The organism is Ruegeria sp. HKCCA5491 (assembly GCF_013034565.1).
GTDB lineage: Bacteria > Pseudomonadota > Alphaproteobacteria > Rhodobacterales > Rhodobacteraceae > Ruegeria.
Genome location: NZ_WQGG01000001.1, coordinates 287,938 through 299,503 on the forward strand (window position 1 = coordinate 287,938; position 11,566 = coordinate 299,503).

Annotated in this window: 10 protein-coding genes and 1 tRNA gene; 3 read left to right on the forward strand and 8 right to left on the reverse strand. The window is 55.7% G+C overall.

What is annotated here, in order from left to right; translation table 11 throughout:
• Window positions 1-21: 21 nt before the first annotated feature.
• From GOV88_RS01355 to GOV88_RS01375, 5 genes are read right to left on the reverse strand one after another with little or no spacing between them, the layout of a single operon-like run.
• On the reverse strand, window positions 22-867 hold the full coding sequence (locus GOV88_RS01355; RefSeq protein ID WP_171125064.1) for a hypothetical protein: 846 nt from the start codon (window positions 865-867) through the stop codon (window positions 22-24).
• 25 nt (window positions 868-892) lie between these two features.
• On the reverse strand, window positions 893-1,294 hold the full coding sequence (locus tag GOV88_RS01360) for a hypothetical protein (RefSeq protein WP_171123262.1): 402 nt from the start codon (window positions 1,292-1,294) through the stop codon (window positions 893-895).
• A gap of 30 nt (window positions 1,295-1,324) precedes the next feature.
• Window positions 1,325-3,010: a dynamin family protein gene (locus GOV88_RS01365; RefSeq protein ID WP_171239303.1), complete on the reverse strand. Its 1,686-nt coding sequence runs from the start codon at window positions 3,008-3,010 to the stop codon at window positions 1,325-1,327.
• An 8-nt stretch (window positions 3,011-3,018) separates the two neighbouring features.
• A complete protein-coding gene (locus GOV88_RS01370) occupies window positions 3,019-5,031 on the reverse strand; it encodes a dynamin family protein (protein WP_171239304.1) in 2,013 nt (670 codons plus the stop codon).
• Between the two features lie 2 nt (window positions 5,032-5,033).
• Entirely contained in the window at window positions 5,034-5,441 is a 408-nt protein-coding gene (locus GOV88_RS01375) for a hypothetical protein (RefSeq protein ID WP_174825885.1), read from the reverse strand.
• 376 nt (window positions 5,442-5,817) lie between these two features.
• On the opposite strand from GOV88_RS01375, the gene GOV88_RS01380 reads away from it, so the two are divergent.
• Window positions 5,818-5,902: transfer RNA gene (locus tag GOV88_RS01380), tRNA-Leu, on the forward strand.
• A gap of 90 nt (window positions 5,903-5,992) precedes the next feature.
• On the opposite strand, the gene GOV88_RS01385 is transcribed toward GOV88_RS01380, so the two are convergent.
• From GOV88_RS01385 to GOV88_RS01395, 3 genes are read right to left on the reverse strand one after another with little or no spacing between them, the layout of a single operon-like run.
• Complete coding sequence (locus GOV88_RS01385; protein ID WP_171239305.1) at window positions 5,993-6,724, reverse strand: amino acid ABC transporter ATP-binding protein; 732 nt, start codon at window positions 6,722-6,724, stop codon at window positions 5,993-5,995.
• The gene (locus tag GOV88_RS01390) at window positions 6,721-7,581 is read right to left on the reverse strand and encodes an amino acid ABC transporter permease (RefSeq protein WP_171125054.1); all 861 of its coding nucleotides are present in this window, start codon (window positions 7,579-7,581) and stop codon (window positions 6,721-6,723) included. Before GOV88_RS01390 ends, GOV88_RS01385 begins: the two co-directional genes overlap by 4 nt.
• Window positions 7,582-8,406: an ABC transporter substrate-binding protein gene (locus GOV88_RS01395; RefSeq protein WP_171239306.1), complete on the reverse strand. Its 825-nt coding sequence runs from the start codon at window positions 8,404-8,406 to the stop codon at window positions 7,582-7,584.
• A gap of 173 nt (window positions 8,407-8,579) precedes the next feature.
• Here GOV88_RS01395 and GOV88_RS01400 point away from each other — a divergent pair, with 173 nt between their 5' ends.
• The gene (locus GOV88_RS01400) at window positions 8,580-9,398 is read left to right on the forward strand and encodes a DUF2189 domain-containing protein (RefSeq protein WP_171125050.1); all 819 of its coding nucleotides are present in this window, start codon (window positions 8,580-8,582) and stop codon (window positions 9,396-9,398) included.
• Window positions 9,399-9,685: 287 nt separating this feature from the next.
• Window positions 9,686-11,545 (forward strand): adenylate/guanylate cyclase domain-containing protein, encoded by a 1,860-nt coding sequence (locus tag GOV88_RS01405; protein ID WP_171239307.1) that lies wholly within the window; start codon window positions 9,686-9,688, stop codon window positions 11,543-11,545.
• The last annotated feature ends 21 nt before the right edge of the window (window positions 11,546-11,566 follow it).

The window sequence follows — 11,566 nt, forward strand, 5'->3', positions numbered from 1 at the left end:
ATTTGAATGTTAGGGGCCGGTTCATGCGTCGGCCTCGGTGAGAGTTTTCCAAAGACTGACAACTGCGCCCAATTTTCGCGCCTCGTGCACGGCTGCCGAGATCTGGCTGCCATCATGCAGGACCGCCAGTGCGGTTCCCTTCCCGCCCGAGGGTCTCAGGACGATCAGTTGGGGAAGTTCCAGTTCCGCCGACGTATCCTTGTCCCAACCGGCCAGATCAGCAGCGAATTGTTTAAGCAGGTCACTGTCGGCATACATGGGCTGTTCGGGGGTACAGGTTCCGTCCGCTTGTATGGCTTCTCCATCAGACTTGTTTATCTGAACACGTCCCTGCGCGAAACGCTCGGTACCGGCATAGAATTGGCTGGCCAACCCGTCCGAGGTGTCGGTTAAATCGTCTTCTTCATGATCCGGCACGATCGAGACGACGGGCTCCGCAGGAAGCTCGGTCGAATGGCATGCGTCCGAGATTTCGCGGAAGGTGATCCCGACATCATCAGCCTCCAACGCGATATCGGGTTGCAGAGAGATCAGCTCCATTGGCCCCGGTGCGGCGGCGATATCGGATACAAGTTGGGCAAGCTTTTCCGCAAGATTTTCGCGTGCTTCCGTTTCAAAGTCAGGAACAAGGCCCGAACGCACACGAAACACGTCCGTGACCCGAGAGCTGTTGACTTCGATAGCAAGGCAATCGCCATTTGCGGCGGTGAATTCCAAGCGGCGGGGCAGAACCGTGCCACGAATTGTGCGAAGGACCTGCTCACGACGGGCGGTCGCAGTCTCTGCCGTAAGCGTTACGGCAGGATTCAGGCGCGCGACCGAAGTGCGTCCAATATCTTCGAGCAGATCGAGTATCGCTGTATCCATAGTATCGAGACCTCTTTATCCGCGCTTAAACTGCAGCCGCAACCGGCCCAAGGCTGAGATGCGATTTGGTCAGCGCCAACCCAACATTGGCGCTGTTGCGGCAGGTGTAACAGACCACGTGGTCCGGGTAGGCTTGGGTCCGCAGGAAGATATTCAGACGATCTTTTGAAAACACGGCGATCTCGCCAAATCCCGACTGCCCGGCTTCCTCGGTTCCGTTTGCGCGCAACAGCTCTTCAAAGCCGCGCACACCGCGGCCCTGAAACAGGTTGGCCACCGCTATGGCCAAGCTGTCCAGCGCGGTTGCGTCTTCCGGGCTGGCGAAACTTGTTCCCAGCAACATCCCGGTCTCCATATCGACATACCCGGCTGCAATACAGTCGGGTATGGTATGAATTGCGGTATTTAAAGCTGCTTCGATAGACATCTTGTGCCCTGTTTTTCTGCCCTATTTTTTCTACAACACATGCCACTCTGCACCGTTATTGTCATTTGGCTTCGGGATGGAGGACACCGAATCTTTGGACTTGCGGGCGCTGTGTTCTGCCGCAATCTGGTCGAACTCCTGCAGGAAGGACCGGAACATTGATTTCAGGCCTTCCGCATCGTCTGGCAGGTCTTCATCTTCCGTAACCTCGCGCCACATGGCAGCAGCACTTAGGGGTGATCCCGCCGGGACACTTAGTAGATCTTCCAGCCTTTCGTTCTGAGCGGGTGCATCAGTTGCACTACCACTGGTCAGCGGAACAACCTGCATGTCTATCAAGCCGTTGCTTTCAGGCTCTGGCTCGAATTCATCTTCCCCGTCGGTCGTCTGCTCTGCCATGAGGGCTGTAATGGACGACACCGAGGCATCTGTACTCAGTTCGCCGCTTGCGTCCTCAGTGTCTTCCGCCTGCTCGGGGGTATCCGCCAATCTGTCTTCCAGAGACACCATGAACCCGTCGGGTTCAATCGCACTTTCTTCCGGTTGATCCATTTCAGGCTCTGAAGTCAGCTCAAGGCTGTCCTCTTCGAAAGACTCGGAAGGGATTTCAGACAGGTTCAGATTCTGGCTTGGCGTTTCCCTGAAAAAGGCGCGCAAGTCATCCTCTTGCTCTTGCGTTTCAGCGATGGGGGCCACCTCGGACGAGGTTTCCATTTCAGCCCGCAGGCGATCCGCTTCATCCGAGTTAATTCTGGACGCTCGGGCGGTCTCTTCTGTTCTGGTTTCTACACGGGCCGGGCGCACAGGGAAGTTGGTGACGACTTCGTTGTCAGCTTCGCTGTCGGCGATAACCGGATCGACCAGTTTCAACGGCCTTGATTGTTCGGCATTTTCTGCTGCCTTTCTTGGCCGCAGCGGTTGCACAGGCTCCGCGATCGCGAGGCTGCTGTCGACCTGGTAACGCGCCAGCAATTCGGCGCGGTTGTCCATGATCTGTTCGGTGATCTCCAGGAAGCTGTCGACCATTTTCCCGCCGCCGCTGCGCGCCCAAAGATCGGCGTCACCGCTTTTGTCGCGTGCGGTAATGGCGTCGCGTGCTGAAAACAGGATTGAGCGGTTGAACAGGTGACCTGCTTCACGATTGACCCGACGCAGAACTTTCTGGCGGTCCTTCGAAGCCAGCACATCGGCCCGCGTTACCAATAGCAACGAGTTGTTTTGCAGCCGCTCGGGCAGGGAAACCCAAGTCGCACGTTCGGTTTCACGCCAGGCTTGCGTCGCATGGGTGCACCAAAGAACCCCATTTGCTTGCCCGACGGCGCGGCGCCAGACGTCGTCCGAAATCTTCGGGTCGGAAATTCCGGGCGTGTCGATCAGGTCAACAGCTTCCAGAATATCGGATTCAAGGAAAATACGGATGAACTGGACGTCGTTGACGCCAACCGTTTCCAACTGATCCAGTCCGATAGCCTGACGGGTGCCGTCATGACGTTGCACATAGGCCGACTGCTTACCCCAGCTAAACCAAACCGGGGGTAACTGCGTCGCCGTCACCTGCGTCGGCAAAGCGTGCGAGCGCAGCAGAAAGTTCATCAAGGTCGATTTACCGGCGCTGAACTCTCCCATAAGCGCAAAAATGGGTTTGCGCCGTGACCAGTGCTCGATACGATTCCAGGCCTTGGTAGAAACGAAGCGGGTTTGTGAATCTTTTGCCATGGTGATACTCATGCTGCCTCGTTGCTTAGATCTTTGAGAATGTCGCCCAGAATGTCGTCGCGGGATTTTTGCGGCACCATTCCAGCCATCATCGCTGCGTTCCGGTTGGGGTCATTCTCGGCGGCTGCCGAAATGCTCAGCAATGTCTCTTTTTGCTCGCGCATAAAGTCAGACAGGCTGGCACGGACGTTTTCCAAAACCGCTGCAATCTGGTTTTCTTCGATATCCTTGGTTATCGAGTTCGCTTCGGATGCAATCAGACGGGTGTAATCTGCGGCATATGCCTCGAACCCTTTTCGGCGTTGCCACCACCGTCGCCACCATGTGCTTTGAAGGTCCAGAGCAATGGTGCGCCCGATACCCAATGGCGGTGGCACCCGGGGCACGATCGGGGCTTCGATCGTGAATTCGCCCAAATGGTTGCCCAACAACTTTTGATACAGTGCTTCAGTGTCTGAAGCCGCTGATGCATACAGCGCCCCGGCATCCTTGCGCATGGAGCGCGCAAAGCTGAAATACGCAGCCTTTTGCAGGGTTCTCAAACCAGCAGGATCGTATTGCCACGTCCCTTCCTCACCGTTTTGTTCAAGATGCGCAATCAGCGAGTCCGTCGCGCGTTTGACAAAATTTGTCTCGGCAGATTTTAGCCTTTCCAAGACCTTATCGCGCAGGGACGAGGTCAGATCAGCCGCTTTCTTTTCGTATTGTTCAGTGACCTTTTCGATGGCCTCTTCGGTCGAAACGCCATCCAGATCGCGGACAACGCCTTCGCCGCCTGACAGTGTTTTGGCAACCGCCGTTGCGCGGATCTGGCTTGCGATATTGCGCGCCTTGTGGCGCACCCTTTCCAGCAGCCGGTGCCCCGCGCCTTCGGCTATGCGTTCATTCATGGCCAGCAACAGATCCGGCAACCCGGACAGCGCCCAAATCTTGTCCAAAGACGGGGCCTGATCCCCAAACCCGGCCGCCAGATAGAAGGTGTTCAACGCCTGACGGGAATCTTCGTTCAAAATGTCAGGATTGCCCGTAAGCGCGGCTTCGGCCCAAAGCGCGCTGCCGAACACGACGCTAGTGTTTGCGTCGATATTGTTTTGTTTCAACGTGTCCTGGATCCGGTCGCGAATTTCAGGGACCTGATTAACCGGATCGGCCAGTTCGTCGATCCGGTTTACGAACAGAATGATCTGACGGTTCTCGAACTGCGCAATGATCCGCATCAGCGCCATGTCCATGGTCGTCAGGGCCTGACTTGCGGCCAAAACAACGACGCACACCTCGGATCCGCGCAGGCTGCGCAGGGTTATCTGCTCGCGCACCATGAAGGTATCGTTGACACCCGGCGTGTCGCAGAGTTTCAGAGATATCGGGTATTGCGGGATATCCATGTACAGTTCCGCAGATTTTGTAACATCTGCAAACCGCCCTGTTTTGGGGTTGATGTCAGGATCATCCTGATCGCCCAGGCACACGTAACGCTGGATCAGTTCTTCGTCGAAATAGTCATACTGATGGCTCTGGCCAAGGATCAGGTCGAAGTGTTTGCCAAGGCGTTCTTCGGACTTCTCCTTCATCTCTCCGATTTGGCGGCGAATGTCGTCCATTTCGTCGTCTGCGCCGGCCCGGTTGGCCAATTCGCCAAGACGCCCGCCGCCCACCATCAGGTTATCCCATTCTTCCTGCTCAAAGAATGTGAACTTAGATTTGGTGTCGCCTTCGGTACGAGTATTGATGTTCAGCGTCGTGACAACCGACGTCCATGGGTTCACGTCAGACGGCAAAAGGGCAGGGCGCCCGGCCAGAATGTTCACGATCGAGGACTTGCCGGCCTTGACTTGCCCAACCAGTGTCACGCTGGCGGTGAAGCTTTCCATACGAGTCTTGAGCGTGGCAAGACGGGCGGATGAGCGCGCGTCCGCCACCTCTGTCAGTTGGTCGATCTGCGTGGTCAGGGCTGCCATCGCCGATGTCATGGGCGTTAGCGCCTCGTTTCCGACGGACAGAAGATGGTCATTGCGCGCCATGATTAGCCTCCGGTTCCTGTTGCCGCCATGTGATGCTGTACCTGATCGGCTTGGGTGCTGGTCAGCAGATCAATGCGGGCAATCAAATTCAGGGCGTTGCCCAAAATTGCGGCCTCGGCGCTTGGGGAAATCTTGTCGAAGGCGGTCTCATCAGCCAGGACTTCGATGGAGCTGAATTGCTCGCTGTTCTCCAGACAAGCTACGCTGCGTCCGGTCGGGAACCCGGCGGATTTGGTTTCTGGCAGCGGCATACGCGAGTTAGCAAGCAAATAGTGGCCACCCGAATGTGTTCGGAGCGCGACACCAAAACCCGTGTCGGGGTGGTCGCGGCTCAGGGTCTTGAGTTCACCGAGAAAGCTCTCGCGTGCAAGACCAACAGCGTCTTGCTCGGCAGCAGCGGAAGTCATCATATTGGTCACGGTTAAGCCCTTGTTTTTGAGTTGAGCAGATAGAACTCGTACAGCGCCCGAAGGCAAAAAGACTCAGTAAGTCCACATGCACATCAATGACCCCCAAGGCGGAATTTGTTTGACGCGAATAAGATTTTTTGGCGTTTGAATTGTGGCGCAATTGTGATGCGGTGGCTGTGCCGCGCTTTCACTTAGAAAGGCATTGCATGATTTCACACTGGTTTTATTGACTGCTTTCGCACCGAAAGACGGTTCTTGGTGCATCAATTTGTGCGAAGCCAAGAACGGGTGCCGCCAGGTCACAAAGAATATTGAGAACGGGTGCACTTTCCCCCTCGCACTTGGTTTCAAGCTTTGCTATTGACCCGGTCATCGTGCGGGTGTGGCGAAATTGGTAGACGCACCAGATTTAGGTTCTGGCGCCGCAAGGCGTGGGGGTTCAAGTCCCTCCACCCGCACCAATTTGAAATCAAACGACAATAGCTGTGTTTGCGAGGACGCGTGGCCCGGTAAACTTCAATGCTCAGTATGAAAGACCGCACATTGCCGCGTCAAAGTACGCGGGCAAGAAAGGCCTTGGTTCTGGGCTCGCTGGGGTTGGAGAAAAGCGTTTCTGGCGGGCCTTGTTCCAGGATTCGGCCCGCATCAAGGAAACACACCTTGTCGGCTAGTTCACGTGCAAAGCCCATCTCGTGCGTAGCAAGAACCATTGTCATCCCCTGTTTTCGCAGGTCGCGAAGCACGTCTAGAACTTCGCCGACCAGTTCAGGGTCCAGCGCACTTGTAATCTCGTCAAACAGCATGATCTGCGGCTCCATCGCAAGCGCCCGGATGATTGCCACACGCTGCTGTTGTCCCCCTGATAGCTGATCCGGATAGTGATCCATCCGTTCACCCAGACCGAAACGGGTAAAAAGTTGCGTGACCCGCGTGCGTAGGTCTTCTCTGCTTAGTCCACGCACGCGACGCGGGGCAAGCATCACGTTCTCCGCCGCTGTCATATGCGGGAACAGGTTATAGCTTTGAAAGACTATGCCGATCTTCTGGCGTACAGGCTGAGGGTCCAGGCCCGGCTCGGAAATATCTGTCCCGTCCAGCCAGATCGAACCATCGTCAATCGGTTCCAACAGGTTCATACAGCGCAGAAGCGTAGACTTGCCTGAGCCAGACGCGCCGATCAGGCACACCATCTCACCTTCAGCGATATCAAGATCAATGCCTTTGCAGACTTCGTGGTCGTCGAATCGCTTCCGTACCCCGCGCAAGGATAACTTCGCCGTCATGTGCGCGCCTTGTTTTGTTTGTTCATCAGGTAATCCGCGTATCGCGTCGCAGGTATGGTCAGTGCCAGAAAGATCAGCGCAGCGCCGACATAGGGCGTGAAATTGGCGTAGAGTGATTTATAGACACCCGCCTGACGGAAAATCTCGACCGGGCCGATAAAAGACAACAGCGCAACGTCTTTCTGCAGGGCGATGAAGAGGTTCATATTGGCGGGAACCACATTTCGAATGGCCTGAGGCAGCACAACATAGCGCATGGTGTCCCGATCGCTGAGGCCCAGTGAAGCCGCTGCCGCGCGCTGTGAATGGTGGATCGAGTCGATTCCCGAACGGATTACCTCGGCCACGTAAGCGGAGTAGACTAGAACCAGTGCCAAGGTGCCCCAGATATACGGGCTGTTCCATGGCCTTGGCAGGCCCAGACCGGGTATGCCAAAGCCGATAATGTAGATGACAAGTACGACAGGCAGGCCGCGGAAGATGTCGGTATATGCGATCCCGAATAGTCGCAGTGGAAAAAACGCGGGCGCGCGGGTGTCCCGACACAGCGCGATGGCAAGGCCAGTGATCGCGATCAGCGGCGCGGACCACGCAAAGATCATCACGTTCACAAGAAAGGCTTCTAGTAAGCCGGGAAAGGTTGCTGTGAACACCCTGCCGTTGAAAAAGGCGCGTTGAACCGCATCCCAACCGGGGGCGAGCGGAACTAGAACGACGAGCGCTAGGATAACGCTGACCGTCGAAATCAAGGCGATCCGATTGGACCGCCGCCGTATCCCGGCCTCATAGATTTCGCGACGCGTTGGCGTTGTGGTCGAACGCTCGGCTACGCCTTTTTGCAACGATGTTTCGTCCATTTATTTGATGACCGGCACACCCGTCGCCTCGGACAACCATTGCGCTTCTATGGCCGCAAGCTCACCGCTTTCGGTCAGATCCGTGATGGCCGCATCGACACATTCCCTCAGCGCGCTGCCGTCTTCCATCAAAAGGCCGAACTGGTCGGGGCTTTCCGATTGATCCGGAGGGAACTGTCCCAGCAAGGCGCCACCTTCCACCACAACGGCCGACAGGTACAGCGCGGTCGGCAAGTCATAGAGTGCGGCATCAATCTGGCCCGCCATAATAGCGGCGTTCACATCGGCGTTGTCGTTGTAAAGCAGCGGCTCATCCGTGGGCTGGATAACTTCGTTCAGCATGGGAATCGCTGTGGTGGTGGCCACCGCACCCCATTTTAGCCCCTTGAGGCTGTCCAACGTTGCTTGGGCACCTGAATCGACAACATTCTGGGTGGTTAGAACCGCCATGGCAGATGTGTAGTAAGGCAAGCTGAAATCGACCATTTCCTCGCGTTCAGGCGTGATCGAGTATTGCTGCATGTTGAAGTCAAAGTTCTTGGCTCCGGGCTGGATCGCCTCGTCAAAACTTGTGCGGACCCACGTTACGTTGTCTTTCCCGAAACCCATTTTTTCGGCGATGGCGTAGGCGACAGCGGCTTCAAACCCTTCGCCGCTTTCTGGCGCGTCGTTCATAACCCAAGGATAATAGGCCGGGTTTCCGGTCGCGATCGTCAGCGTGCCTTCGGTCAGTGTTTTCCCTGCCGCGCAGGTCCCGTCGCCTGCAGCAAACGCTGCGGTTGCAGAGACAATTGCGGTCAAAGCCGTGCAAGCAATCAGTTTCATCTAAACGACTCCCTATTTTTTGATTGCGCACAGGTTCTTACGGGCAGGCGGATTTGTCTAGGGCAACAGTCGTATGGGCTTGGGCACCCGGCTTCCAAGACAGACGTCTATTTCAGCGCACAGGCTGGAAGCAAAAGCTTGAGCGCAGTATCATGGCGTGGAAGGAGTGTGATATGGCGCCCAAAACCGCAGGTTCCACACCGCCGGACAGCCCGGCCCAGTCCCAACCGTCTATACAAGCGGTCAGGAAGGTGACTGCGCAGGACGTTTCAGCGTCATTGAAAGCCGGGTTTTCAGACTTTCTTGCGCGCCCTGTGATGAGCGGTTTTTTTGGTCTGTTCTACGCGGTTTTCGGAATACTGTTCGTGTGGTGTCTGGTCTGGCTGGGCAAGATTTGGATGATTATTCCCGCCGCCGTCGGCTTTCCTTTGGTCGCACCTTTCGCGGCGGCAGGATTATATGAAATGTCGCGGCGGTTGCAGAAGGGTCAGAGCTTTGGCTGGTCTGAAATCCTTACTGTCATGGCCAATCAGCGGAAACGTGAAATGGGTTGGATGGCCTTTGTTACCCTGTTCATTTTCTGGGTGTGGATCTATCAGATACGGCTATGGCTGGCGATTATTCTGAAAGATGCCTCTTTTTCGAATTTTGACGGGTTCCTGAACACCATATTCTTTACGCCGCAAGGGTGGACCTTTCTTGTAATCGGGACCTGCGCAGGCGCGTTTTTGTCAACCGTCCTGTTTTCGGTGACGGTCGTGGCCATGCCCATGTTGCTTGACCGGGAAACCGATTTCGTCACAGCGATGCTGACGTCAATCCGGGTGGTGACGGAAAGTCCGCTGGTCATGCTCAGTTGGGCGGCGATCATTTCGGTCACTATGCTGTTGTCGTTGGTTCCAGCGTTTCTGGGGCTGATCTTCACCCTGCCCATCCTTGGTCACACGACCTGGCATCTTTATCAAAAGGCTCTGCCTCCGGCAGGTGAATGAGGCCGTCAAGTCGGGTCGAATTGGATCCATATGCGACGAAAAACAATTCACTGTTGCGGCCAATTTCATTACCCGGAACCCTATTACCTATCGAATTGGCTTGAGGGGGTTAGCCAGATTTTTGATCTCTTGCCTAGATGTGGGTGAGGGAATGAATTGAAAATAAATATTAAAACAAAGCGCTGGCAAGCGGTTGCAGTAGCGTTTTGTCATGTTTCAGCCGACGCCCGGGGCACGGTATAGACCGATTGTGGGTTCTCGCTTAGCCTTTGGGGTGAGAAACCCATATGGAACGTCGGCTTACAACGATAGTTGCTGCGGACATCGCTGGATTCTCGCGATTGGTCGCCGCAGACGAAGAGGGAACGCTTTCGGCACAGCGTTCTCACCGTGACGCGTTGCTTGATCCCCTGATCGAAAAATACTCGGGTCGCGTTGCGAATACCGCCGGCGACAGCTTGCTGATCGAGTTTCCCTCAGCGGTGCAGGCGGTTCGGTTTGCGATTGATACGCAAACCGGGATGGCGCGGCGAAACGAAAGAATCCCACCGGACCGGCGTATTGCTTACCGGATCGGAATAAACATCGGCGATGTCGTACCTGAAGGCGATGACCTGCTTGGCGACGGGGTTAACGTCGCGGCGCGGCTTGAGCAATTGGCACCGGCGGGCGGCGTATTGCTGAGCCGTGCGGTACGGGATCAGGTGAGGGACAAGCTGAATGTCAACCTGAAGGATTTGGGTGAAGTTCGGGTCAAGAACCTGTCTCGATCCATTAGGGCATTCCAGATTGAAAATGGAGCCGAAGCAGCATCGCCGCCCAAATCCAAACAGATCAGCCCGGCAATCTTGCTTGTCGCGGGCATCGCTCTGCTCATTACCGCTAGCGCGTGGTGGTGGTTCCAGCGGGGGAACTTGGCGCAACAGGATGTGGACGGGTATGTGCAGAACATGCCTGACGACTCTTCTCTGGCGGTCTTGGCGTTTGACTATATCGGCCCCGGAGAGGCTGAACATGGGTATCTGGCTGACGGAATAAGCGAGAATATCACGACGAACCTTGCCAAGTTGCCGGACTTGCTGGTCATCGGTCAGGATACAAGTTCGAAAGACAGCGGTGAGGGCCTTAGCAGTCGTGACATCGCGGCGCGTTATGGGGTTCGTTACGTGCTTGAGGGCAGCGTCCAGAAATCTGGCGAAGACCTTAGGATATCGGCCAAGCTACTTGATGCCACGTCGGGAAAATATCTTTGGTCTGAGACATTTAACCGAAAATCGGGTGATTTCTTTGATATTCAGGACGAAATTACTCTGTCCGTGCTAGAGCAGGTTTACCGCGGGACGGTAGACGGCGACAGGGTGACGCTGCGCGAAACAAATGACCTTGTGGCATTTGCGGAAAACGCAAAGGGGCGCGCGCATCGGGTTCGCTTCACCGCCGAAGACAACAAGACCGCGCGTAAGCATTATCAGGCGGCGCTTGAACGTGACGCAAGATATGTTGATGCGCTGGTTGGTATGGCATTTACACATATCATGGATGTTAGGCTTGGATTTTCCAGGGACCCGAAAGAGTCGCTTGCCCTTGCCGAAGATCATCTTGCAATAGCGCTCGACATCGACCCCGGGCGTCCGGCCACTCTGTCCAACCTGGCTGTATTACGCGTCGTACAGAACCGAGGGGAAGAGGCGCAGGAATACGCCCATCTCGCGTTGGAGGGGGGGATGGGTGACGCCAGGGTCATTCGAAGTGCTGCTTGGGTATTAAAATATGCAGGTGCGGCCGAAGAGTCTCTTCCCTATTTTACCAGAGCAAAGCGCATGACCCCGGTTTCCCTGTGGTGGCTGATCGTGGACGAATACGGTGCGCTGATTGACGCTGGCGAATTTGAGCGCGCCAACGCTTTGACCGACGCTTTCTTGGAAGTATTACCCGAAACTTACCGGGCTGAATTTCTGACCTGGCCTGCCGTCGCCGCGTGGAAGAGCGGCGATACTGAAAGAGCACAGGCATTTATTTCTGAGGCAAGAAGGCTAAAGCCAGGGATTTCTATCGCCAGTATCCACCCTTTTGATCTGGCCTATATCGAACAGTCGATACCTGAACGCAGGTATGAGGTGTTGCGCGAACTTGGTCTTGAGGATTGATCGGCACAAGGGGCGCAGACG